The 23,865-nt window shown below is 68.9% G+C and carries 24 protein-coding genes; 20 read left to right on the plus strand and 4 right to left on the minus strand.

Going from position 1 to position 23,865, the window contains the following annotated elements; genetic code table 11:
* The first annotated feature begins 70 nt into the window (after nt 1-70).
* The 4 genes from Q9R02_RS11845 (at nt 71) to Q9R02_RS11860 (ending at nt 4,599) form a co-directional block, all read left to right on the plus strand.
* Nucleotides 71-2,950, plus strand: a complete 2,880-nt coding sequence (locus tag Q9R02_RS11845) for an FtsK/SpoIIIE family DNA translocase (RefSeq protein ID WP_305996901.1) — start codon at nt 71-73, stop codon at nt 2,948-2,950.
* Nucleotides 2,951-2,960: 10 nt separating this feature from the next.
* Nucleotides 2,961-3,542, plus strand: a complete 582-nt coding sequence (pgsA, locus tag Q9R02_RS11850) for a CDP-diacylglycerol--glycerol-3-phosphate 3-phosphatidyltransferase (protein ID WP_305996902.1) — start codon at nt 2,961-2,963, stop codon at nt 3,540-3,542.
* Complete coding sequence (locus Q9R02_RS11855; RefSeq protein WP_425279271.1) at nt 3,535-4,065, plus strand: CinA family protein; 531 nt, start codon at nt 3,535-3,537, stop codon at nt 4,063-4,065. The genes pgsA and Q9R02_RS11855 overlap by 8 nt, the downstream gene beginning before the upstream one ends.
* A gap of 114 nt (nt 4,066-4,179) precedes the next feature.
* On the plus strand, nt 4,180-4,599 hold the full coding sequence (locus Q9R02_RS11860; protein WP_305996903.1) for a helix-turn-helix domain-containing protein: 420 nt from the start codon (nt 4,180-4,182) through the stop codon (nt 4,597-4,599).
* Between the two features lie 79 nt (nt 4,600-4,678).
* Here Q9R02_RS11860 and Q9R02_RS11865 read toward each other — a convergent pair whose 3' ends face one another.
* Entirely contained in the window at nt 4,679-5,170 is a 492-nt protein-coding gene (locus Q9R02_RS11865; RefSeq protein WP_305996904.1) for a MarR family winged helix-turn-helix transcriptional regulator, read from the minus strand.
* A gap of 134 nt (nt 5,171-5,304) precedes the next feature.
* Between Q9R02_RS11865 and Q9R02_RS11870 the strand changes: the two genes are divergently transcribed.
* The 6 genes from Q9R02_RS11870 to dapF all read left to right on the plus strand — a co-directional run bounded on the left by Q9R02_RS11870 (nt 5,305) and on the right by dapF (nt 11,256).
* Nucleotides 5,305-5,532, plus strand: coding sequence for a DUF3046 domain-containing protein (locus tag Q9R02_RS11870; protein WP_305996905.1), 228 nt, complete (start codon nt 5,305-5,307; stop codon nt 5,530-5,532).
* Nucleotides 5,533-5,773: 241 nt separating this feature from the next.
* Nucleotides 5,774-6,829, plus strand: a complete 1,056-nt coding sequence (recA, locus tag Q9R02_RS11875; RefSeq protein WP_305996906.1) for a recombinase RecA — start codon at nt 5,774-5,776, stop codon at nt 6,827-6,829.
* Between the two features lie 295 nt (nt 6,830-7,124).
* On the plus strand, nt 7,125-7,778 hold the full coding sequence (locus Q9R02_RS11880; protein ID WP_305996907.1) for a regulatory protein RecX: 654 nt from the start codon (nt 7,125-7,127) through the stop codon (nt 7,776-7,778).
* Between the two features lie 42 nt (nt 7,779-7,820).
* Nucleotides 7,821-9,383: a tRNA (N6-isopentenyl adenosine(37)-C2)-methylthiotransferase MiaB gene (gene miaB, locus Q9R02_RS11885; RefSeq protein WP_425279270.1), complete on the plus strand. Its 1,563-nt coding sequence runs from the start codon at nt 7,821-7,823 to the stop codon at nt 9,381-9,383.
* Entirely contained in the window at nt 9,380-10,315 is a 936-nt protein-coding gene (gene miaA / locus Q9R02_RS11890; protein ID WP_305996908.1) for a tRNA (adenosine(37)-N6)-dimethylallyltransferase MiaA, read from the plus strand. Before miaB ends, miaA begins: the two co-directional genes overlap by 4 nt.
* Entirely contained in the window at nt 10,312-11,256 is a 945-nt protein-coding gene (gene dapF, locus Q9R02_RS11895) for a diaminopimelate epimerase (protein ID WP_305996909.1), read from the plus strand. Before miaA ends, dapF begins: the two co-directional genes overlap by 4 nt.
* Before the next feature lie 95 nt (nt 11,257-11,351).
* Here dapF and Q9R02_RS11900 read toward each other — a convergent pair whose 3' ends face one another.
* Nucleotides 11,352-11,963 carry a class I SAM-dependent methyltransferase gene (locus Q9R02_RS11900; protein ID WP_305996910.1) on the minus strand — a complete coding sequence of 204 codons (612 nt, stop codon included), beginning with the start codon at nt 11,961-11,963 and terminating at the stop codon, nt 11,352-11,354.
* Nucleotides 11,964-12,273: 310 nt separating this feature from the next.
* Between Q9R02_RS11900 and hflX the strand changes: the two genes are divergently transcribed.
* Complete coding sequence (gene hflX / locus Q9R02_RS11905) at nt 12,274-13,830, plus strand: GTPase HflX (RefSeq protein ID WP_305996911.1); 1,557 nt, start codon at nt 12,274-12,276, stop codon at nt 13,828-13,830.
* Entirely contained in the window at nt 13,823-15,913 is a 2,091-nt protein-coding gene (locus tag Q9R02_RS11910) for an ATP-dependent DNA helicase (protein WP_305996912.1), read from the plus strand. Before hflX ends, Q9R02_RS11910 begins: the two co-directional genes overlap by 8 nt.
* A 60-nt stretch (nt 15,914-15,973) precedes the next feature.
* On the opposite strand, the gene lexA is transcribed toward Q9R02_RS11910, so the two are convergent.
* Nucleotides 15,974-16,690 carry a transcriptional repressor LexA gene (gene lexA / locus Q9R02_RS11915; RefSeq protein ID WP_305996913.1) on the minus strand — a complete coding sequence of 239 codons (717 nt, stop codon included), beginning with the start codon at nt 16,688-16,690 and terminating at the stop codon, nt 15,974-15,976.
* A gap of 374 nt (nt 16,691-17,064) precedes the next feature.
* On the opposite strand from lexA, the gene Q9R02_RS11920 reads away from it, so the two are divergent.
* The 8 genes from Q9R02_RS11920 (at nt 17,065) to Q9R02_RS11955 (ending at nt 23,264) form a co-directional block, all read left to right on the plus strand.
* Nucleotides 17,065-17,481, plus strand: coding sequence for a LysM peptidoglycan-binding domain-containing protein (locus Q9R02_RS11920; RefSeq protein WP_305996914.1), 417 nt, complete (start codon nt 17,065-17,067; stop codon nt 17,479-17,481).
* A 73-nt stretch (nt 17,482-17,554) separates the two neighbouring features.
* Complete coding sequence (locus Q9R02_RS11925; RefSeq protein ID WP_305996915.1) at nt 17,555-18,658, plus strand: histidinol-phosphate transaminase; 1,104 nt, start codon at nt 17,555-17,557, stop codon at nt 18,656-18,658.
* A 67-nt stretch (nt 18,659-18,725) separates the two neighbouring features.
* Nucleotides 18,726-19,340 carry an imidazoleglycerol-phosphate dehydratase HisB gene (hisB, locus tag Q9R02_RS11930; RefSeq protein ID WP_305996916.1) on the plus strand — a complete coding sequence of 205 codons (615 nt, stop codon included), beginning with the start codon at nt 18,726-18,728 and terminating at the stop codon, nt 19,338-19,340.
* The gene (gene hisH / locus Q9R02_RS11935) at nt 19,337-20,095 is read left to right on the plus strand and encodes an imidazole glycerol phosphate synthase subunit HisH (protein WP_305996917.1); all 759 of its coding nucleotides are present in this window, start codon (nt 19,337-19,339) and stop codon (nt 20,093-20,095) included. The genes hisB and hisH overlap by 4 nt, the downstream gene beginning before the upstream one ends.
* The gene (locus tag Q9R02_RS11940) at nt 20,095-20,253 is read left to right on the plus strand and encodes a CG2302 family histidine operon protein (RefSeq protein ID WP_305996918.1); all 159 of its coding nucleotides are present in this window, start codon (nt 20,095-20,097) and stop codon (nt 20,251-20,253) included. The genes hisH and Q9R02_RS11940 overlap by 1 nt, the downstream gene beginning before the upstream one ends.
* A gap of 25 nt (nt 20,254-20,278) precedes the next feature.
* Nucleotides 20,279-21,031, plus strand: a complete 753-nt coding sequence (gene priA / locus Q9R02_RS11945; protein ID WP_305996919.1) for a bifunctional 1-(5-phosphoribosyl)-5-((5-phosphoribosylamino)methylideneamino)imidazole-4-carboxamide isomerase/phosphoribosylanthranilate isomerase PriA — start codon at nt 20,279-20,281, stop codon at nt 21,029-21,031.
* A 3-nt stretch (nt 21,032-21,034) separates the two neighbouring features.
* Entirely contained in the window at nt 21,035-21,895 is an 861-nt protein-coding gene (locus Q9R02_RS11950) for an SseB family protein (protein ID WP_305996920.1), read from the plus strand.
* A gap of 49 nt (nt 21,896-21,944) precedes the next feature.
* Nucleotides 21,945-23,264 (plus strand): MFS transporter, encoded by a 1,320-nt coding sequence (locus Q9R02_RS11955; RefSeq protein WP_305996921.1) that lies wholly within the window; start codon nt 21,945-21,947, stop codon nt 23,262-23,264.
* A gap of 66 nt (nt 23,265-23,330) precedes the next feature.
* On the opposite strand, the gene Q9R02_RS11960 is transcribed toward Q9R02_RS11955, so the two are convergent.
* Nucleotides 23,331-23,708 carry a DUF1844 domain-containing protein gene (locus tag Q9R02_RS11960; RefSeq protein WP_342006924.1) on the minus strand — a complete coding sequence of 126 codons (378 nt, stop codon included), beginning with the start codon at nt 23,706-23,708 and terminating at the stop codon, nt 23,331-23,333.
* Nucleotides 23,709-23,865: the final 157 nt, after the last annotated feature.

Consider the following 23,865-nt stretch of genomic DNA (forward strand, 5'->3'; position numbering starts at 1 on the left):
GACGGAGGGCCTCGGAGCATGTGGGGAGGATGTCCACTGTTCCGGGGCCTTCCTGCGTTAGCGTAGGAGTATGGCGACTCGTACCCCCTCCGCGCCTAAAGGCACCACGAAGAGCAGAAGCGGAAGCTCCACCGGCCGGACCGGCACCGGGCGGAGCGCCTCTTCCAAGGCTGCGCCCGCCCGGCACCAGAGTGCGGGAAGCGGTGACCAGCCGTGGCTGATCCGTGCCCTGGCGAGCGCCTACCTGGGCCTCGCCCACGGCGCCGGAGCCGGAATCCGCCGCATCGGCCGCGATGTGAGCGGCATGGATCCGGGCATCCGGCGCGACGGCGCGGCCCTGTTCAATCTGCTGCTGGCCGTCTTCATCGCCACCTTCGCCTGGTGGGGCCTGAACGGTGCGCTGCCCGCACTGGTCGCCTCCGTGGTCAACGGCACCTTCGGATGGATGACCTACCTCCTGCCGCTCATGCTGGCCACGTGCGGGATCCGGCTCTTCCGTCATCCGGAGGACACTCGGAGCAACAACCGCATCGGCATCGGCTTCATCATCATGACGATCGCCGGCTGTGGGCTCGCCCATGTCATCGGTGGCCAGCCCAGCCCGTTCGACGGCTTCGAGGGGGTGCGCAGGGCAGGCGGCATGGTGGGCTTCCTGGTGGGCTCGCCTCTGGCCGCCGTGCACCCGGCCGTCCCGATGGTGCTGTACACGTTCCTGGCCTTCACCTCGGTCCTGGTGGTCACCGCGACCCCCTTCACGGCGATCCCGCGCCGCATCCGTGAGGCGTACGAGCACCTCATGGGCATGGACCTGGAACGGGAGCCCGTGGACGGCCACGACCGCAGCTACCTCTACGAGCACGACCCGAAGCCGGCCAAGGCGCCCCGGAAGCGCCGCCTCTTCGGCAAGGACGCGGACGCCGCGGAGAAGAGCGTGGACGGCTATGCGGGCGATGAGGCCTTCGAGCACGCGGTGGTCGACGACGACGATGCTGCAGGCGCCGTGCGCAAGCCTTCCGTCCCGGCCGTGCCGGCCGGTGTCCGCCGCCCCACGCAGTCGGAGATGGCCCGCGAACGGATCAAGGAGCGCCAGGGCCTCGGGGCCGGGCAGAGCCAGGATGACACTGCCACGCAGGCCATCCCGGCCGTCACCCCCACCACCGTCTTCGCCGCACCGGTGCCCGAGGAGCCTGCTCAGAAGGCCCCCATTCCGGCACCGATCCCGCAGCGGACAGAACAGCTGTCCCTCGCCGGGGACGTCACGTACACCCTGCCCAATGCCGATGCGCTGGTGGCCGGCACCGTGCCGAGGGAACGCACGGAGGCCAACGACGCCGTCGTCGCCGCCCTGACCGACACCCTGAACCAGTTCAACGTCGACGCCGCCGTGACCGGCTTCAGCCGCGGTCCCACCGTGACGCGCTACGAGATCGAGCTCGCCCCGGGCACCAAGGTGGAGCGGGTCACCGCGCTGTCGAAGAACATCGCCTACGCCGTGGCCAGCTCCGATGTGCGCATCCTCAGCCCCATCCCGGGCAAGAGTGCCATCGGCATCGAGATCCCCAACACGGACCGTGAGACCGTCTCTCTGGGAGACGTCCTCCGCAGCCAGAACGCCCGCCGCACCGAACACCCCATGGTGATGGGCGTCGGGAAGGACGTGGAGGGCGGGTTCGTGGTGGCCAACCTGGCGAAGATGCCTCACCTGCTCGTGGCCGGTGCCACGGGTGCCGGCAAGTCGTCCTTCGTGAACTCGATGATCACCTCCATCCTCATGCGGTCCACCCCGGACGAGGTCCGCATGGTCATGGTGGACCCCAAGCGCGTGGAACTCACCGCCTACGAGGGCGTGCCGCACCTGATCACGCCGATCATCACCAACCCGAAGAAGGCCGCCGAGGCCCTCCAGTGGGTGGTCCGCGAGATGGACGCCCGCTATGACGATCTGGCGAACTACGGTTTCAAGCACATCGACGACTTCAACAAGGCGGTCCGCGCGGGCAAGGTCGTCCCGCCGCCGGACTCCAAACGGGTCATCAAGCCGTACCCGTACCTGCTGGTGATCGTGGACGAGCTCGCGGACCTCATGATGGTGGCCCCGCGCGACGTCGAGGACTCGATCGTCCGCATCACCCAGCTGGCCCGCGCCGCCGGCATCCACCTGGTACTGGCCACCCAGCGCCCGTCCGTGGACGTGGTCACGGGCCTCATCAAGGCCAATGTCCCGTCCCGTATGGCCTTCGCCACCTCCTCCGTCACGGACTCCCGCGTGGTCCTGGACCAGCCGGGTGCGGAGAAGCTCATCGGCCAGGGTGACGCCCTGTTCCTGCCGATGGGCGCCTCCAAGCCGATGCGTGTCCAGGGCGCCTGGGTCAGCGAGTCGGAGATCCACAAGGTCGTGGAGCACGTCAAGGGGCAGCTGTCCGTCACGTACCGCGACGATGTGGCCGCGGAGGCTCCCAAGAAGCAGATCGACGACGACATCGGGGACGACCTGGACCTGCTCCTGCAGGCCACCGAACTCGTGGTCACCACGCAGTTCGGCTCCACGTCCATGCTGCAGCGCAAGCTGCGCGTGGGCTTCGCCAAGGCCGGCCGGCTCATGGACCTCATGGAGTCCCGTGGCGTCGTCGGGCCGTCTGAGGGCTCCAAAGCCCGTGACGTCCTGGTCAAGCCGGATGACCTGGCCGCCGTGCTGGCCACCATCCGCGGCGACGACGCGCAGTCCGTTCCGGACAGCAGCGCTCAGGCCCTGGCGGACAACGCCAACGCGAACCACCAGATGGGGGACTACGGGGTGGACCTCGTCCAGCAGGACCTGGACAACCGCACGCAGGCGGTGGACTACGGGGTGGACCTCGTCCAGCAGGACCTGGACAACCGCACGCAGGCGGTGGACTACGGCGATGACGACGACGGCGGCGAGGACGCCTGGCAGCTGACCGGGCGGTAGCCTTGGGAGGGTGAGCAGTACCTCCTCCTCGCAGGTCTGGAACCTGCCCAACATCCTGACCATGCTCCGCATCGTGATGGTGCCCTTCTTCGCCTGGTTCCTCCTCGCCGACGCCGGCGCCCAAGGGCCTTGGCGCTGGGCGGCGCTCGGAGTCTTCGTCGTCGCCATGTACACCGACCAGCTGGACGGGGACATCGCCCGTAAGCGCGGGCTCATCACCGACTTCGGGAAGATCGCGGACCCGATCGCGGACAAGCTCCTGACGGGCACCGCGTTCGTGATCCTCTCCATCCTGGGGCAGGTCCCGTGGTGGGCCACCGTGGTGATGCTGGTCCGGGAGTGGGGCATCACCTTGCTGCGGCTGGTGGTGATCCGCTACGGCGTGATCCCCGCCTCGAGCGGAGGCAAGCTGAAGACGATCCTGCAGACCGTGGTCCTGTTCCTCTACCTCCTGCCGTTCACGGCCCTGTGGGGCTGGCTCGGTGTGGTGGCGTTCGTCCTGCTCATGCTGACGGTGGCCGTCACTGTAGTGACCGGTCTGCAGTACGTGGTCCAGTCGGTGAAGCTTATCCGGGGAGGTTCCCGTGGCTGAGCCGCGGAGCGCGGAAGCCGGCCGCGCAGCGGCGGGCGGGCTGGACGCCGTCGTGCGGGAGACCGTGGCGCTGGCCGTCTCCCTCGGGCTGACGACGGCGACCGCGGAATCCCTGACGGCAGGCCTGGTGGCAGCGCGCATCGCCGACGTGCCCGGCGCGTCAGCCACGCTGCGCGGGGGAGTGGTGGCGTACCACAACGGTGTCAAGGAGCAGGTCCTGGGCGTCCCGGCCGGGCTCCTGGCCGAGAGAGGCTCGGTGGACCTGGACGTGGCGCGGGCCATGGCGGCCGGCGCTCGGACGGCCTGCGGCGCGGATGTCGCGGTCAGCACCACCGGTGTGGCCGGTCCTGACCCGCATGACGGCAAGCCCGTGGGAACGGTGTTCATCGGCATCGCGGACGCGTCCGGGAGCCGTGGATACGCGCATCAGTTCGACGGGGACCGCCCGCGGATCCGGGAGGCGGCCCTGAGCGCGGCCGTGGGCCACTTGCTGGACGCTCTCCGTGAGTTGTCTGGAAAATGACTGCGGGGGAACAAAAGCCCAGGGCGAGAAGTTACTTTAGTGTCGCCATCACGATAGTGATGGCCATAGGATGACAACAGGCCTTGGGCCTGCAAGAAGGAGCGAGCGATACACATGGTCAAGCAGCCCGTATCCGTGAACGGCGTGGTCCGCTGGAAGGATGTGGGCCTCCTCGATCCGGCACAGCACGAAGCGAAGGAGCGCAAGATGGTGATCCTGCGTCACGAAATCGGTGATGTCCTCCGCGATGTCCGCCAGCGTCAGGGGCGTACCCTGCGGGAAGTCTCCCACAGCGCACGCGTCTCGCTCGGCTACCTGAGCGAAGTGGAGCGCGGCCAAAAGGAAGCCTCCTCGGAACTGCTCTCCTCGATCTGCACCGCCCTCGACGTCCCGCTCTCCAGCATGCTCCGCGAGGTCAGCGACCGGGTTGCTGTGGCCGAAGGCCTCGCCGTGCCGGACACCGTCCCTCAGGACTTCGCCCAGCGTTACGGCCGCGGCCTTGGAGACGAACTGGAACTCGTCGGAAGCCGCTGATCCAGCGGTCCGGTCCGAAGACAGACGACAATGCCCGGTGGCGCCTCAGGCGTCACCGGGCATTGGTCGTCTCCGGGCCTCAGAGCCCGTCGCGCTCGTACAGGGTGTTGAGCTTCCCCAGGTTCTCCGCCAGGGCGTCCAGTTCGCCGGCGTCCCACTCGCCCAGCCGCTGCCGGAAGATCGCCCGGCGAGCGTCCTGCACCCGGGCCATGGTGGCCTCGCCGTGCCCCGTGAGCCGGAGCAGCCACGCCCGGCCGTCCTGTGGGTCGGCGTCCTTGGTCACCAGGTCGAGGCTGATGAGAAAGGCCACCTGCCGGCTGACGGTGGGCTTGCCCACCCCGATGAGCGAGGCCAGCTCGGTCAGGCGGATCGCGCCGTGCTGGCGCAGGATGGTCAGCAGGCCGTAGGCCGAGGGATCCAGGTCCGGGTGGACTTCGCGCGAGAGCCGCAGGGAGACCGCTCTGCCGCGCCGCCACAGGAGGCTCAGCTGGTGCTCTACGGCGTGAATCGCCTGGTCGAGGTCCGTGTCCCCGTCAGGGGTGAACGGGCCGTCGCCCGGTGAAGCAGTCATGCTCCTAAGGTTAGTACGCGTGGGGGCCGAGCGGCGTGGGACCCGGCTTGAGCGTCCGCGCGAGGGTCAGTGAGCGGAACGCCCGGTGGTAGGCAGTTTGGGGGCTGACCCGGGCCCCGTGAGAAGCTGGGGCAGTGCGACGTTCTCAGTTCTGGCAGTTGATGGATGACGAGTTCGGGGCCGCCTATTCGCGGCATCTCGCCGGGAGCCTGGCGCTCCGGGAGCTGGGCAGCCGGACACCCTTGCAGGCCATCTCTGACGGCTGGGATCTGAAGGCCGTCTGGATCGCCGTCTGCGAGGCCCAGGACGTGCCGGAGCAACGGCGTCTGGGGAAGGAACCCAAGCCCGTCCGGGGCCGCTGAGCGGAGCGGTTCCGGGCAACACGCCGGCAAGTATTCGAATAGTTGTTCGAATGGGGCTAAGCTCGAATCCAGGAAAAAACTCGGCCGGGTTGTCCACATGGAGCGGCTCGCGGGAATTAATGTCAGTGCCCGCATCTACTCTCGGAAATGAGGCCACACGGCGAACCGTCGGGTGGTTCAGGACTCAGGTCATCAACGTCGCGGGCCCCGCCGGGATCGCGAATGAAACAAGGGGTATGTCATGGCGGCAGCAACACCGGACCGCGCCAAAGCTCTCGAGGCGGCGCTGGCCCAGATCGATAAGCAGTTCGGCAAGGGATCCATCATGCGTCTGGGTGACGACACCCGGGCACCCATCGAGGTCATCCCTACGGGTTCCATCGCCATGGACGTGGCCCTGGGCATCGGAGGACTTCCGCGTGGCCGCGTGGTGGAGATCTACGGTCCGGAATCCTCTGGTAAGACCACCGTGGCATTGCACGCCGTGGCCAACGCACAGCGTGCCGGCGGCCTGGCCGCGTTCATCGACGCCGAGCACGCGCTGGACCCGGAGTACGCGGCCAAGCTGGGCGTGGACACCGACGCCCTCCTGGTCTCCCAGCCGGACACCGGTGAACAGGCCCTGGAGATCATGGACATGCTGGTCTCCTCCGGCGCCCTGGACATCGTCGTCATCGACTCCGTGGCCGCCCTGGTGCCGCGTGCGGAAATCGAAGGCGAGATGGGTGACAGCCACGTCGGCCTCCAGGCCCGCCTCATGAGCCAGGCCCTCCGTAAGATCACGGGCCGTCTGAACCAGACCAAGACCACGGCAATCTTCATCAACCAGCTGCGTGAGAAGATCGGCGTCTTCTTCGGCTCCCCGGAAACCACCACGGGTGGTAAGGCGCTGAAGTTCTACGCCTCCGTGCGTATCGATGTCCGCCGGATCCAGACCCTCAAGGAGGGCGCGGACTCCGTGGGCAACCGCACCAAGGTGAAGATCGTCAAGAACAAGATGGCCCCGCCCTTCAAGACCGCGGAGTTCGACATCATCTACGGCCACGGCATCTCCCGCGAGGGCGGCATCATCGACATGGGCGTGGAGCACGGCATCATCAAGAAGTCGGGTTCCTGGTACACCTATGACGGTGACCAGCTCGGTCAGGGCATGGAGAACTCGCGGCGCTTCCTGCGGGACAACCCCGACCTGGCGGACGAGCTGGAGCGCCTCATCAAGGAGAAGCTCGGTGTCGGCCCGAGTGCCGCGACGGCCGAGGAAGACAACCCGAAGCTGAAGGCCGTTGACGGACTCTGATCATGGAGGTGCTGAATCCGTGAGTGGCGATCAGACCTCACGAGGTGCTTCATCCTGGAGCCCCGGCATGCCCATGCCGGGGCTCCAGCCCGCTTCCCGGTTGTCCAAGCCGACGGGGCCCGCCCGGGAGCTTCCCTGGAGTCAGGCTCCGGACGGCGGCACCGGGGGCCACGGTACCCCGGAAGGGAACGTGGACGGCACCGCGGCCCGGAGGCGGTCCCGGAGCGGACCGAAGGCGGGGCGGCGTGGTGGCCGGGCCCGCGGCACGGGCCGAGCCGTCCTGGAAGACCCTTTCATGCGCGAGGACGCCGTCACTGCCGAACCGCCGCCGTCTCTGGAGACGATGTTCGACGGTCCGCCACCGCTGGACCTGGAACCGCCCCCGGAGGAGGAGGCGTTCGGGGAGCCGCCGTTCCCCGAGGACGAGCGGGATTCCGATGCCGACGCCGACCCTGAGTCCGTGGCGCGGGCCATCGTGCTGCGTCAACTGAGCGCGGGCCCGCGGACCCGGCATCAATTGGCCGTGAAGCTCAAGGACCGCGAGGTCCCGGAGGCCGCTGCTCGAGTGGTTCTGGACCGCTTCGAGGAGCTCACGCTCATCGACGACCGGGAGTTCGCCGCACTCTGGGTGCGCAGCCGCTCGGAACACCGTCACCTCGGTTCCGGGGCACTGCGCCGGGAACTCAGGGACAAGGGTGTCGCGGAGCCGCTCATCGCCGAGGCGTTGGAGCAGCTCAGCCAGGACGCCGAACGCGAGTCCGCTCAGCATCTGGTGGCGCGCAAGCTCGCCCGGGTGGACCGGGGTTCTCTGGACCGCAAGGAGCGGGACAAGCACACCCGCAGGCTCGTGGCCATGCTGGTGCGCAAGGGCCATTCTCCCGGGACCGCTTTCTCCGTGGTCGCGGAGGAACTGGACCGGGAGCCGGAGGAGTGGGACGCGGACGAATGACACCGGCCCGTGCCGTGCGGAGGCCCCGGTACCCTTGTAAGGGTGAGCACCACCCTCCCTTCTCCCGTCGCCCTGGCCCCTGACGGCCGTCCTGCATTCGAGGACGCCCAGGATACGAACCGCCGCACCTACCAGGTACGGACTTTCGGATGTCAGATGAACGTCCACGATTCGGAGCGCATGGCAGGCCTCCTGGAGGACGCCGGCATGGTTCCGGTGACGGAGGGACTGGCGGATGTCATCGTCTTCAACACCTGCGCCGTCCGCGAGAACGCGGACAACAAGCTGTACGGCCACCTGGGCCAGCTTGCTCCCCTGAAGGAGAAGAACCCGGACCTGCAGATCGCCGTCGGCGGCTGCTTGGCCCAGAAGGACCGCGACACCATCCTGCAGAAGGCGCCGTGGGTGGACGCCGTGTTCGGCACGCACAATGTCGGGGCCCTCCCGGCGCTGCTCGAGCGCGCCCGCCACAACTCGAAGGCCCAGCTGGAGATCCTCGAATCGCTCGAGGTCTTCCCGTCCACACTGCCGACCAAGCGCGACTCCGTGTACTCGGGCTGGGTGTCCATCAGCGTGGGCTGCAACAACACCTGCACCTTCTGCATCGTCCCGTCCCTGCGCGGCCAGGAACGCGACCGCCGCCCCGGTGAGATCCTGGCCGAGATCCAGGCCCTGGTGGACGACGGTGCCATCGAGGTCACGCTGCTCGGCCAGAACGTGAATTCCTACGGAGTGGAGTTCGGCGACCGCCTGGCGTTCAGCAAACTGCTGCGCGCCTGCGGCCAGATCGAAGGACTGGAGCGCGTCCGCTTCACCAGCCCTCACCCGGCGGCCTTCACCGACGACGTCATCGAGGCCATGGCGGAGACACCGAATGTCATGCCGCAGCTCCACATGCCACTGCAGTCCGGTTCGGACAAGGTCCTCAAGGACATGCGCCGTTCCTACCGTTCCACCAAGTTCCTGGGCATCCTGGACAAGGTGCGTGAGCGCATTCCGCACGCGGCCATCTCCACGGACATCATCGTGGGGTTCCCCGGTGAGACCGAGGAAGACTTCCAGGCCACCCTGGACGTCGTCGAGCAGTCCCGCTTCGCCACGGCCTTCACCTTCCAGTACTCCAAGCGCCCGGGCACCCCGGCCGCCGATCTGCCGGACCAGCTGCCCAAGGCCGTGGTCCAGGAGCGTTACGAGCGCCTGGTCGCCCTGCAGGACCGTATCGCCGCCGAAGAGAACGCCAAGCAGGTGGGCCGCGAGGTCGAGGTCCTGGTCGCGGCACAGAGCGGACGGAAGTCGGAACAGACCCACCGCCTGAGCGGCCGTTCCCAGGACCAGCGCCTGGTCCACTTCAGCGTCCCGGAAGGCGCGGAGGTGCCGCGCCCCGGCGACCTGGTCACCGTCACCATCACCGAAGCGGCTGCCTTCCACCTGGTCGCCGATCCCGCCACACCGGCCGACTACCGTTTCCGCCGTTCCCGCGCCGGCGACGCCTGGGACCGCTCCCAGGCCGAGTCCTGCGGCGTGCCCGGAACCGGCACCGCAGGCACCGTGCCGGGCAAGGGCGTCCTGCTCGGCATGCCGAAGCTGCCCACGCCCGTCCGGTGACTCTTCCCTCGGCGAGCAGCGCGGCTCGCAACGGTGTCGCGCTGCCGCTCATCGCCGTCGTCGGCGCCACCGGCACCGGGAAGTCCGAGCTGGGCATCCGCCTCGCCGAGCGGCTGGACGGCGAGATCATCAACGCGGACGCCATGCAGTTCTACCGCGGCATGGATATCGGCACGGCGAAACTGAGCCTGGCCGAGCGCGGCGGCATCCCGCATCACCTGCTGGACACGCTGGACGTCACCGAAGAGGCCAGCGTCAGCGACTTCCAGCGTCAGGCCCGTGAACTCATGGCCGAGATCCGTGGCCGCGGCAGGGTCCCCATCCTGGTGGGCGGATCCGGCCTGTACGTGCGGGCCGCCGTGGACGTCCTCGAATTCCCCGGCACCGACCCTGAAGTCCGCGCCGCGCTGGAGGCTGAGGCCGCCGAGCGCGGGCTGGCGCCCCTGCGTGAGCGGCTGCGCGCCGTCGACCCCGTGAGCGCCGAACGCCTCGGCGACGAACGCCGGGTGATCCGGGCCCTGGAGGTCCACCGGCTCACCGGCCGGCCCTTCAGCTCCTTCATGCCGCAGCGCGAGTACGTGCAGCCGACGGTCCAGATCGGGCTTGAGGCGGACCGGGAGGTGCTCAAGGAACGATTGGCGCTGCGAGTCCACCGCATGGCCGACGCCGGCCTGGGCGAGGAAGTGCGCAGGCTCGATGCCGCCGGGCTCAGGGACGGGAAGACCGCCTCCCGTGCGATCAGCTACGCCCAGTTCCTCGCGGCCCAGGACGGGCTGATCACCGAGGCGGGAGCCGTTGAGGACACCATCGTCGCCACGCGCAAGTTCGCCCGCCGGCAGCTGACCTGGTTCCGGGCCGATCCGCGCATCCGCTGGCTGGACTGGATGGCCCCGGACCTGGTGGAGCGCGCGACGCTATCCTTGGGAGTATGACTGAAACTGTTGCCATGCACGCCCCCACCGTCCTCGCCGGACTGCGAGGCCTGGAATTCGCCAAGGGGCATGGCACCGGCAACGACTTCGTGCTGATCGCCGACGCCGAGGGCGTCCGTGACGTGACGGACGAACAGGTCGCGGTGCTGTGTGACCGTCACCAGGGCATCGGCGGCGACGGCCTCATCCGGGCCGTGCCATCCCGTTTCCTGCCCGAGGGACAGGCCCTGCTGGAGACCGATCCGGACGCCGAGTGGTTCATGGACTACCGCAACAACGACGGCTCCATCGCGGAGATGTGCGGCAACGGGGTCCGCGCCTTCGTGCACTTTCTCCTGGACTCCTCGCTGGCCGAACTGCCGGAAGGCGGATCGCTGAGGATCGGCACCCGCGCGGGCGTCAAGGAGGTCACCCGCATCCCCGGCGGATACGCCGTGGACATGGGACCCTGGGGTTTCATCCACCCGGAGGAGGCCGAAGAACGCGCCGTCGACTCCATCGTCAGCGCCCGGGGGCTCGAGGGCGAGCGGCCCGCGCTCTCCATCACCATGGGCAACCCGCACACCGTGCTGGCCCTCGCCGGGCTGGACGAGCTGTCCGCCCTGCCGCTCACCGAGATCCCCACGGTGCACCCACTGCCGCCGCACGGGACGAACGTCGAGTTCGTCGTGCCCGCCGAGCCGCTGGTGCACGACGGCGTGGGGCGGGTCAGCATGCGCGTCCACGAGCGGGGCGTGGGGGAGACCCAGTCGTGCGGCACCGGTGCGTGCGCCGCGGCTGCGGCGATCCGCTACTGGGCCGGCCCGGCAGCGCCGGCGCAGTGGCAGGTCAGCGTGCCCGGCGGCGTCGTCGGCGTCACCTTCCTGCCGGCCGGTGCGGACGGCGAGCACGTGATCCTCAGCGGCCCCGCCACGATCGTGGCCCGCGGCCGGCTCGGCTGATCCCCAGCCGCTCCCACACTTCGCTTCGCTCAGGGTGGGCCCCTCGCGGCCGGGGCCCCACCCAGCCGCTCTGCCCCAGTCGGACGTCAGCTCAGTCAGCTCTCGCGGCGCACCAGCAGGGTCCGGAAGGCCTTCGCCGTGGCGAAGCGGCTGACAGCGAAGCCGGCCGGAAGCGACTCCGCGAGCCACTTCTGCAAGGAGTCGGAGCCGAGGTTCTTCTGCACCACCAGGTACGCCTCGCCGCCCGGGTTCAGCCGGGGGATCCAGCGCAGCAGCAGCTCGTGAAGTTCGGCCTTGCCGATGCGGATGGGCGGGTTGGACCAGATCAGGTCGAAGCCCAGCGCGGGGTCCACGTCGTCCGGCAGCGACGCTGTCAGGTGTTCCAGGCCCAGACTCAGCGCGTTCTCCCGGGTCAATGCGATGCAGCGCTGATTCACGTCCACCGCCGTCACACGGGCCGCGGGGGACTTCAGCGCCAGCGTCAGAGCGATGGGTCCCCAGCCGCATCCGATGTCCAGGAAGGAGCCCTCGGCCGGAGGCTCCGGGACGTCGGCCAGGAAGACGGCCGTCCCCTTGTCCACGCCGTCGGGGCTGAAGATCCCGGAGGACGTGTGCAGCTGCCGTTCCCGGCCGTCCAGGGTGACCCGGAGGGGCTTACGGACGAACTCCCCGGCGGGCTCGGCGCTGAAGTAATGTGCGGACTCCATGGGAGTAAAGACTAGTCGGCGGTCCGGGACCGGAAGAGCTGGTAGAATTGCTGAATGCTGATTTTCCTGTGACCCCTCCCGGCCTGCGAAACGGACCCTCAGGGACCACTCGCCCCGTGCCAGTCGAGGACCGCGAACCCGCTGATTCATCAGATCCGACTTCCGGGGTGCGCACCACAGGAAACCATCCGGCCTCCAGACGCAAGGCGTCTCCGGCAGGCTGTTGACAGTCCTTCCGCATCCCTTTCATCCCGTCCCGTTTCCGTCGGTGCCGCCGACTACCATGGGACCGAACGCTTCGAGGGAGAACATGACCGAAAAGACTCAACCCGGTTCCGAACTGAGCCCGGAGGAGATGCAGGCCGTCATCGACCGCATCCTGGCCACGGACGCCGCCGGCACGGCCGCCGCGGAGCAGCTCGACGAGCGTGCCGGACTCCTGGGCGGCAAGGCCCAGGCCCTGTCCAGCCTGGACAAGGAGCACAGCAGCTACGACGGCGCTCAGGAGGACCTCGCGGAACGCCGGGCTCTCCGCCGCATCGCCGGCCTCTCCACGGAACTCGAGGACGTCACCGAAGTCGAGTACCGGCAGCTGCGCCTGGAGCGGGTGGTCCTGGCCGGCCTCTGGACCGAGGGCACCCTGGCGGATGCGGAGAACTCCCTGCGGGAGCTGGCCGCACTCGCGGAGACCGCAGGATCCGAGGTGCTGGACGGTCTGGTGCAGAAGCGCCAGAAGCCGGACGGCAGCACCTTCCTGGGGTCCGGCAAGGCCCTGGAGCTCCGGGACATCGTGATGGCCACCGGCGCCGATACCGTGGTGGTGGACTCCGAACTGGCGCCTTCGCAGCGCCGTGCCCTGGAAGACATCGTCAAGGTCAAGGTCATCGACCGGACCGGCCTCATCCTGGACATCTTCGCGCAGCACGCCAAGAGCCGCGAGGGCAAGGCCCAGGTGGAACTGGCACAGCTCGAGTACCTCCTGCCGCGACTGCGTGGCTGGGGTGAATCGATGTCCCGCCAGGCCGGTGGCCAGGTGGGCAGCGCCGGCGCCGGCATGGGCTCCCGTGGCCCCGGTGAGACCAAGATCGAACTGGACCGCCGGAAGATCCGCAACCGCATGGCGAAGCTCCGCAAGGAGATCGAGGGGATGAAGCCCGCCCGGGAGGCCAAACGCGCCAACCGCAAGCGGAACGAGATCCCCTCCGTGGCCATCGCCGGGTACACCAATGCCGGCAAGTCCTCGCTGCTCAACCGCCTCACGGACGCGGGCGTCCTGGTGGAGAACGCCCTGTTCGCCACCTTGGATCCCACCGTCCGCCGGGCGCAGACCCCGGACGGGATCACCTACACCCTTGCGGACACGGTCGGCTTCGTGCGGTCCCTGCCGACCCAGCTCGTGGAGGCCTTCCGCTCCACCCTGGAGGAGGTGGCGGACGCCGACCTCATCCTCCACGTGGTGGACGTGTCCCACCCGGATCCTGAAGGGCAGATCGCCGCGGTACGGCAGGTGTTCACCGAAGTCGACGCCCGCAAGGTGCAGGAGATCATCGTCCTGAACAAGGCCGACGCCGCAGACCCGTTCGTGGTGGAGCGCCTGCGCCAGCGGGAACCCCGCAGCCTGGTGGTGTCCGCCCGCTCCGGCGAGGGGATCCCGGAACTTCTTGAGGAGATCAGCCGCTCCATCCCGCGCCCCGACGTGCGGATGGAGCTCCTGGTGCCGTATCAGCGCGGGGACGTGCTGAACAAGCTGCACGAGGGTGAATCGGAGATCCTCTCGATCGAACACACAGGCGAGGGCAGCCTGGTCCGTGTCATCGTGCGGCAGTCGCTGGCCGCGGAATTGGAGCAGTTCGTCATCCATGAGTGAGACGTCCACCGCAGGCCGCCCGGAAGACCAGGAACCCGGGGAGGACAGCCCCGCCGTGCGGCGGGCGCTGGCGCTCCTGGACACTGCGGTGTCCGCCATGGGCGGCCAGAGCCGCACCGGGCAGCACCAGATGGTCAGCCGGGTCGCTTCGGCACTGGACGAGCAGCGCCATCTGCTTGTCCAGGCCGGCACCGGCACCGGTAAGTCGCTCGGCTATCTCGTCCCGGTGATCGATGATGCCGTTCGCAACGGCAACCGCGCCATCATCTCCACGGCCACGCTCGCCCTTCAGGCCCAGATCATGGGGCGGGACCTCCCGCGCCTGCTCAAGGCCCTGGACCCCGAACTGCCCCGGCCCGTGAAGACCGCCCTGGTCAAGGGCCGGTCGAACTATCTGTGCATGCACAAGGTGGGCGGTGGCTTCCCGGAGGAGGACCCGGCAGAGGACCAGCTCTTCGGTGTCGGCGCGGACGGCGCGCTCTTCAGCTCCTCCACCGGCCCGGGCCTGGGAAGCGGCCCGGGCACCCAGCTGGGGCGGGAGATCCTGCGGCTGCGCGACTGGGCCCAGGAGACGGACACGGGGGACCGGGACGATCTCACGCCCGGCGTCTCCGAGCGTGCCTGGCGGCAGGTCTCGGTGACCGCGCTCGAGTGCATCGGCCCGGCCAAGTGCCCCATGGCGGAGGAGTGCTTCAGCGAGCGGGCACGTGCCGTCGCCGCCGAGTCCGACGTCATCGTGACGAATCACGCCATGCTGGCGATCAACGCCTTCGAAGGCGTCGCCGTACTGCCCGAGTACGACGTCGTGGTGGTGGACGAGGCGCATGAGCTGCAGGACCGCGTCACCGGCGCCGTGACCGGGCAGCTCTCCGAGGCAATGGTGACGGCCGCGGCACGCGCCGCCCGGCGGCACGCCCACATCGACATCGGTGCACTGGAATCGGCCGCACGGGGCCTTGAGGACGCCTTGGCGCCGCTCCCCACGGGCCTGCTGGCCAGGGGAATCGACGAGCCGCTCGGCCTGGCGATCGACGCCGTCCGTGAGGCGTGCCGCGCCGCGCTCTCCGACTCCAAACCGGACCAGGGCCAGCCTGCCGACGGCGCGCTCCAGGCGGCGCGGTCGCGCCTCACGCAATTGCTGGAGGTGAGCGAGCGCCTGCTCGTGGTGGGGGAGCGGCAGGAGGTCGTGTGGCTGACCCGCACCGGCACCTTCGAGCCTGGTGCCGGCTACCGCCCGGCCGACGACGACGCACCCGCCACCGTGACCGTCGCGCCCCTGAGCGTGGCCATGAAACTGCGCGATGGACTGTTCGACGGGCACACCGCGATCCTCACGTCGGCGACCCTTGCCATCGGCGCCGCCTTCGACCAGGCCGCCGGCGACGTCGGGCTCAAAGGCCCCGGTGCGCCGGACTGGGAGGGCGTGGATGTCGGATCGCCGTTCGACTATCCGCGGCAGGGGATGCTTTACGTGGCCCGCCACCTGCCTAAGCCCGGCCGCGGCATCGGCGCGGAAGCCCTCCAGGAAGTGGTGGACCTCATCAAGGCCTCCGGCGGAGGAGCACTCGGCCTGTTCTCCTCCCGCCGGGCCGCGGAGGAAGCGGCGGACTATGTCCGGGAGCATGTGGACGTTCCGGTGCTGTGCCAGGGCGAGGCCACCATGAGTTCCCTCATCAAGGACTTCGCAGAGGACCGCGACGCCTGCCTGTTCGGGACGCTGACCCTGTGGCAGGGCGTGGACGTCCCGGGAGACTCCTGCCGTCTGGTCATCATGGACCGGATCCCCTTCCCCCGTCCGGACGATCCGCTGAACACGGCGCGGTCCCGTGCCGTGGCACAGAACGGCGGCAACGGGTTCATGGCGATCTCCGCCAGCAGCGCCGCCATCAAGATGGCACAGGGCGCGGGGCGTCTGATCCGTGCCACGGGGGACAAAGGCGTGGTGGCTGTCTTGGATTCGAGGCTCGCCACGGAACGCTACGGAGGTTTCATCCGGTCCACGCTCCCGCCCTTCTGGGCGACCACGGACCGCCAGGTGGTCCTGGAAGCCCTGGGCCGGCTCGCGGTTCCGCAGAAGGCGTGAGAAAGGCCGGGCGCCCTTGTGGGGTGCCCGGCCTTGTCCGTCCGCCTGGACGTCCGTCGATCAGAGCGAGCGGAGCACCGAGACGACCTTGCCCATCACGGTCGCGTGGTCACCCAGGATGGGCTCATAGCGGGTGTTCTGGGGGAGCAGCCAGGTGTGGCCGTCCCGCTGGCGGAACGTCTTGACGGTCGCCTCGTCGTCCAGGAGGGCCGCGACGATGTCCCCGTTCTCCGCGCCGCTCTGCCGGCGCACCACCACCCAGTCGCCGTCGCAGATGGCGGCGTCCACCATGGAATCACCCACCACCTTCAGCATGAACAGCTCGCCGTGGCCCACCAGCTGCCGGGGCAGGGGCATGACATCCTCCACTTGCTGGTCGGCCAGGATCGGGCCACCGGCCGCGATGCGGCCCACCAGGGGGACCATCGCCGCATCGGTGGACGTGCTGAGTTCGGCCACCACGGAACGCGGCTGGGTCACCGCCGCCGGCGAAGGAGTGGCGCTCTCCAGGGTCAGGGGGATCAGGATCTCCATGGCCCGGGGCCGCTTGGGGTCGCGGCGGATGTAACCCAGACGTTCCAGCTGACTCAGCTGGTGCGTGACGCTGGACAGGCTGGCCAGGCCGACCGTGTCGCCGATCTCACGCATCGACGGCGGGTAGCCGTTGGTCTCGACGGACCTCTGGATGGTCTCCAGGATCTTCTTCTGCCGGGGGGTGAGGCCGCGGTTGCCGGAGACCCTGCCCTGGGCGGGCTCGCTCGCTGAAGTCCTGGCCATTCCCACTCCTGTCGGACAGACCCCCTGCGGAGGGGTCCGGTGTTCGTTCGATGGACCGCGTCCGGCGCGGGCGCCGGGGGCGGAACGGGAGCCTCCGGGCGGGAGCCTGGAATTAATGTCAGACCCCTCTGATGTCCTTGTCACCAGCAGGAAGTTCCCACCTCCCACGCTAGGTGAGGAACGGGGCTGAATCAAACATTTGTTCTAGCGAGTCTTGACAGTATTCGTAGATATGTCCTAAAAATGAAATGTCCCGAGTTCGAATACATGTTCGAACTCCGAGCCTGGAACGGTCGCTGGGCATCGAACGAAGATGCGCCACCGCGTACCGGAACCCGCGACGAACGCCCGGCGGGTCAGAGAAGGGGAAAGAAATGTCTGCACAGCTTCTGGCGGTTCCGTCGCTGCCCATCGAACGCAGGGTCACCCGTCCCGCACCGGCCATGCGGCACGCGTCCGTCGCGCGGACGGTTCCGGACGGGCCGCGGATGCGGCTCACCCGCCGTGGTCGCTTCGTGTTCTTCGGGCTGCCGACGGCGATCCTTCTCGCAGCGCTCCTGACTGTCGGCGCAGGCGCACTGCTCAACCCCGTGCGCGCCACGGATGCGCATACCCGGGGCGCGTCGACGGTGTCCGTAGTGGTACGCCCCGGTGAGACCTTGTGGGGCATCGCCCAGCGAGTGGCTCCCGAGCGCGACCCCCGCGAAGTCGTCGGCGAGATCGCGCGGCTGAACGGCCTGAAGGCGTCCCAGCTCATGGCCGGTCAGGAACTGTTCCTCCCCGCCAACTAGCAGGATCTGTCCCAGAATGCCGGTGGAGAGCAACAATTCCTGCCCGGGGACCCGGGCAACCTAGACTGTACGGGTGAGTGAACAACTGCAACGTCTGGCGAAGCTCCCCTTGCGGGAGAACCTGAAGGGCATCAGCCCCTACGGCGCCCCGCAGATCGATGTCCCGATCCTCCTGAACGTGAATGAGAACACTCATGGCGTTCCCGCGGAGGTCGTGGAGTCCATCACGGAGGCAGTGGCCAAGGCCGCAGCTTCGCTCAACCGCTACCCGGACCGTGAGTTCACCGAGCTCCGGGCCGCCCTGGCCGACTACCTTGGCCACGGGCTCGCCCCGGAGAACATCTGGGCGGCCAATGGCTCCAATGAAGTGCTCCAGCAGATCCTTCAGGCGTTCGGCGGCCCGGGCCGCACCGCCCTCGGTTTCCCTCCCACGTACTCCATGTACCCGTTGCTCGCCAGCGGCACGGACACCGAGTACGTGAAGGGTGAGCGCGACGCCGACTTCGAGCTCTCCGCCGAGTCCGCCGCACGCCAGGTGCGCGAGCTCGCGCCGAACATCGTCTTCCTCTGCTCACCGAACAATCCCACGGGCACCAGGCTCGGCCTGGACGTGGTCGAGGCCGTCTATGACGCGGGCGAGGCGAGCCGGACCATCGTCATCGTGGACGAGGCCTACCACGAGTTCGCGCACGACGGGACTCCGAGTGCCCTGTCGCTCCTGCCCGGCCGCGAGCGGCTGATCGTCTCCCGCACCATGAGCAAGGCCTTCGCCCTCGCCGGAGCCCGGCTCGGCTATCTCGCCGCCGCCCCCGAGGTGGCCGACGCTCTGCGGCTGGTCCGCCTCCCATACCACCTCTCGGCGGTCACCCAGGCGACCGCCCTGGCAGCCCTGGCCAACCGGGAACTGCTCATGGCCGACGTCGAGGACATCAAGGTCCAGCGTGACCGGATCGTCGACGAACTGCGCTCCATGGGCCTGACTCCTGCGGCCTCGGACTCCAACTACGTCTTCTTCGGCGGCCTGGAGGATCCGGCGGCCATCTGGAAGGGGCTGCTGGAGGAGGGCATCCTGATCCGCGACGTCGGGATCCCCGGCCATCTGCGGGTCACTGCCGGCACCGAGACGGAGACCACGGCCTTCCTGGTCAGGCTCCGCGAACTGCTCGGTCAGGCCTGAGCGGACCCGGCGGCACCGAGCCGCCGGCCATGAGATTCAACCAGCGCGAACCCTAAGGAGCACTCGCATGAGCGCAGCGACCACGCCCCGTACCGCCAGCATGGAGCGGACCACCAGCGAGTCGAGCGTCTTCGTCAGCATCGACCTGGATGGCAGTGGCGTCGCCGATATCAGCACCACAGTGCCGTTCTACGACCATATGCTGAACGCGCTGTGCAAGCACTCCCTCATCGACCTCACCGTGCGTGCCACGGGTGACACCCACATCGACGCCCACCACACCGTGGAAGACGTGGCGATCACGTTCGGTGAGGTCCTCAAGCAGGCGCTCGGCTCCAAGGCCGGCATCCGCCGCTTCGGTGACGCCACGGTGCCGCTCGACGAGGCTCTCGCCCGCGCCGTCGTCGACGTCTCCGGCCGCCCGTACCTGGTGCACGAAGGCGAGCCCGCCGGTCAGGAATACCACCTCATCGGCGGTCACTTCACCGGCTCGCTGACGCGCCACGCGTTCGAAGCCATCACGCTGCACGCCGGCATCTGCCTGCACATGGACGTGCTGCGCGGCCGGGACCCCCACCACATCGTGGAAGCCCAGTTCAAGGCCTTCGCCCGCGCGCTGCGCGCCGCGATCGAGCCGGACCCGCGCGTCGAGGGTATCCCGTCCACTAAGGGAGCACTGTGAGCCAGGACGAGAAGAACAGTCCCACTCAATCACTGAATGAGGGCGCCGTTCGCGATGCCCACTCGGGCAAGCGGATTCAGAGCCCGGAAGGCAAGCCGACCGTCACGGTACTCGACTACGGTTCCGGCAATGTCCGCTCCGCGGTCCGTGCACTGGAGGCCGCGGGCGCCGAGGTGACTCTCAGCGCCAAGGCCGAGGACGTCCTGAACGCGGACGGACTGCTCGTCCCGGGCGTCGGCGCGTTCGCCACCGTGATGAAGGAACTCAAGGACGTCGACGCGATCCGTCTGATCGGGCGCCGGGTGGCCGGCGGCCGCCCCGTGCTCGCCATCTGCGTGGGCCTCCAAGTCCTCTTCGAGAAGGGCGTGGAGCACGGTGTGGAGGCCGAGGGCATCGGCGAATGGCCCGGCACTGTCGAGCTCCTCCCGGCACAGGTGGTCCCGCACATGGGCTGGAACACCGTCACGGCGCCGAAGGGCAGCCTCCTGTTCGAAGGTGTGGAGAACGAGCGCTTCTACTTCGTGCACTCCTACGGCGTCCAGCACTGGGACTTCGACGTCACCCAGCCGCACATGGCACCGCCGAAGGTCACGTGGTCCGAACACGGTGCCCCGTTCATCGCGGCCGTGGAGAACGGACCGCTCTGCGCCACACAGTTCCATCCGGAGAAGTCCGGGGAGGCCGGAGCCAGGCTCCTGCGGAACTGGGTCGGGTCGCTCCGCAAGGCCGGCGCCGCCAAGGGGGCCACCGCCTGATGTGGTCGGTTCTCCTGATGGGCCTGGGCGGACTGCTGGCCGGTGGAGGGATCTCCTTCATCCAGCAGAAGAAGCCCCGCTGGCTCGTCATCGCTTTCTTCGTCCTGGCCGCCATGTCCTTGCTGGCAGCCTTCCTTCTCACGTTCAATGCCAAGTAGGCGCCCCGCGCCGTCCGGAGGGACCATGACCGACACCCAGCTCCCCGTCCTTGAACTCCTGCCCGCCGTCGACGTCGTGAACGGCCAGGCCGTGCGCCTGGTGCAGGGCGAGGCCGGCAGCGAGACCAGCTACGGCACGCCTCTCGAGGCCGCGCTCAACTGGCAGCAGAATGGTGCGGAGTGGGTCCATCTGGTGGACCTGGACGCCGCCTTCGACCGCGGGGACAACGCCGCGATCCTGCGCGAGGTGGTCACCTCGCTGGACCTGAAGGTGGAGCTTTCCGGCGGCCTGCGCGACGACGCGAGCCTCGAGCGTGCCCTGGTGGACCTGGGCGTCGCGCGCGTCAACCTGGGCACCGCCGCGCTGGAGAATCCTGAGTGGACTGCCCGTGCGATCGAGCGCTTCGGCGACCGCATCGCCGTCGGCCTGGACGTCCGGGGGACCACCCTGGCCGGCCGCGGCTGGACCAAGGAGGGCGGCGACCTCTGGGAGGTCCTGGCCCGCCTGGAGGACGCCGGCTGCGCCCGGTACGTGGTCACCGACGTCACCAAGGACGGCACGCTGCAGGGCCCCAATGTGGAGCTCCTGAAGCAGATGGTGGAGAAGACCGGCAAGCCCGTGGTGGCGTCCGGCGGCATCTCCAGCCTGGCCGATCTGGAGGCCCTGCGTGCCCTCGTACCCCTCGGAGTGGAGGGCGCCATCATCGGCAAAGCACTCTACTCCGGTGCGTTCACCCTGCCCGAGGCGCTCGACGTCGCCGGCCGGCGGCAGGCCTGAGCCATGGCCGCCCACCGCGAGCTTCCGGGCCACATCGCGGCCGCCCTGGCAGGTGCCGGCGGTCCCGCCGACTCAGCCGGCCGCCCCTGGGAGGGACGCTCCCTGGCCGGGGATGACGCGCACATTCACAACTTCGAGCACGACGACGGCGAGGCGAGCCCCGCGCTGGCCGCAGCCCTCGCCGCGCTACGGGACGGGAGCGGCGGAGAGGCCGGCGTGCTGGCCGCCCTCGCGACGGCCCGGGTGTTCATCCCGATCGTCGCCCAGCTGGCCGAGGAGGGCGAGGGACACGACGGGCTGCACGCCGACAAGCAGGCCGACATGGCCCTGGTGACCATCAAAGCTCCGGACGGCCGGATGGCCCTGCCGGTGTTCAGTTCGGCAGGAGCCCTGGAGCGCTGGCATCCCGAGGCCCGTCCGGTGGCGACGTACGCCGCCCGGGCGGCGCTCTCCGCGGTGTCGGAGCAGGCGCAGCTGATGGTCCTGGATCCGGGCTCGGACTTCACCTTCGTGGTGCGCCGGGCCCCGCTGTGGGCGCTCGCTCAGCAGAAGGAGTGGACGCCGTCCTATGAGGATCCGGCCGTCGCCGAGGCCTTCCGCGCCAGCGGCCAGTGGCACCCGGCCGTGGGGGCCATCCAGGTCCGACGGGGCTCCGGCGTGGTCTCGCGTGACGCCCAGGGCGTGGAGGTGGCCGGTGGTGGCATCGGCCCGGAACTCTGCGTTGAGCTGGGGCTCCGCCCAGGGCTCGACTCCGCTCAGGTGAGTGCTCTGGTGTCCGAACTGCAGCGGAACTGGGCCGGAAATGAAACACTTGCTGAAGGGGTTGACTCCATCGAGGTCAAGGTGACCCTCTTCCACGATTGACGGTGCGTTCAGTGCGCCGTCTCCGCGACTCGCACGTAAGGAACGGGCTGTGAATTTCGTCCGGTACAAGGAACTCCTGGCCGACAAGGAGGTCCGCTGGCTCCTGCTGGTGGGCATGATCGCCCGCATCCCGCATTCGGCGTCGGGCATCCTCCTGACCCTGCACGTCGTCCTGACTCTCGGCAAAGGGTTCGCGGCGGCCGGCGCGGCCGCCGCACTCTTCACGATCGGAATGGCCGTCGGGGCGCCGTGGCGCGGCCGTCGGGTCGACGTCGCCGGACTGCGGGTCGCCTTGATCCCGTCGATCGTCTCCGAGGCCGTCATCTGGACCGTCCTCCCGCACGTCTCCTACGAATGGATCCTGCCGCTGGCGCTGGTCGGCGGTGCGTTCAGCCTCCCGATCTTCAGCGTGATCCGTCAGTCGCTCGGCGTGCTCGTCCACGACGAGAAGATGCGCACCGCCTACGCCCTGGATTCGATCGCCACCGAGATGGTCTTCATGATCGGGCCGGCCGTGGCGGCCGTGGCCGCCACCGGATGGTCCACGGTGTGGGGCATGACGCTGGTGGGCTGGCTGACGGCCCTGGCGGGCCTCTTCCTGGTCTGGATGAACCCGCCCACCCGCAGCGAGGTGCCGGAGGCCGACGAGGAGGAGCAGCAGCGTCTCGCGGCCGAGTGCGAGGCCGCCGAGCACGCGGTCGCGGATACCGCCGTCGGCAATCCGCAGGGTGCGGCAGGTGAACTCCTGGAGGTCGCCGTCCGCCGGTCGACCGTCGCCGGGCGACGGCGGGGCAGCCGGCTCCCGCGTCCCTTCTCCTGGATCACCGGTGGCCTGCTGGCGCTCTTCCTCACCGCGGCCGGTGCAGGCCTGGTCCTCAGCGGCACCGACGTGTCCGTGGTGGGTCTGCTGAGGCAGCAAGGGCACGAGTCCGAACTCGGGATCGTGTTCTTCTTCTGGTGCGCGTCCTCCATGGTGGGCGGCCTGGTCTACGGGGCCATGAAGCGCAAGGTCTCGCCCATGCTCCTGCTCCTGGCCATGGCGGTGCTGACCATCCCCATGGGCTTCGCGCAGGACACCTGGTCCCTGGCGCTGCTGTCCAACCTACCGGGCTTCCTGTGCGCACCGGTGCTGTCCGCCACGTCCGAGTACGTCGCCGAGATGGTGGAGGAGCAGCGTCGTGGCGAGGCCATGGGCTGGTACGGCTCATTCCTCACGGCCGGCACGGCGCTCGGCTCGCCCATGACCGGTGTCTTCATCGACATGGTCGGCCCGTGGTCCGGTTTCGTGGTCATCGGTGTGGCCGGTGTGCTCCTGGTCCTGGTGGCCACGGGAGCGCGGATGCTGCGGCGGCGCCTCGCGTCCGTGTGACAGGGAACGACGACGGCGGGTGGCCACCTCAATGAGGTGGCCACCCGCCGTCGTCGTTGAGGAAGCTCAGGCCACCGGGCCGGTGAACTTCTCGCCCGGGCCCTTGCCCGGCTCGTCCTTGATGAGGGAGGCCTCGCGGAAGGCCAGCTGCAGCGTGCGCAGGCCGTCGCGCAACGGGCCCGCGTGCTGGGAGCCGATCTCCGGTGCGGCTGCGGTGATGAAACCTGCCAGCGCGGTGATGAGCTTGCGGGCCTCATCGAGGTCCTTGAGCTCCTGCGCGTCCGGGCCGTCCGCCAGTCCGAGCTTGACCGCTGCCGCGCTCATGAGGTGGACGGCCGCGGTGGAGATGACCTCCACGGCGGGAACCTCCGCGATGTCCCTGGTGTGGTCCGTGGCGCCCTGGGCCTCGGAGCCGTTGCCTTCTGCCTGTTCGAAACTACTCACTTGATAAGCTTGGCACAGACCGACTGGGAGTCATGACAGGGAGGGCGCGCCGTGCAAACGGGGCGTTTGGCCAAGTCGTGCCGCTTTCGTGTAAGATTTATTCCTAGTTTGCAAGTGGAGCTTTCTCCCACCCGCGTCGACCGCCGTCCACGCAGGA

Origin of the sequence: Arthrobacter horti (genome assembly GCF_030731045.1) — a bacterium.
Classification (GTDB): domain Bacteria; phylum Actinomycetota; class Actinomycetes; order Actinomycetales; family Micrococcaceae; genus Arthrobacter_E; species Arthrobacter_E nanjingensis.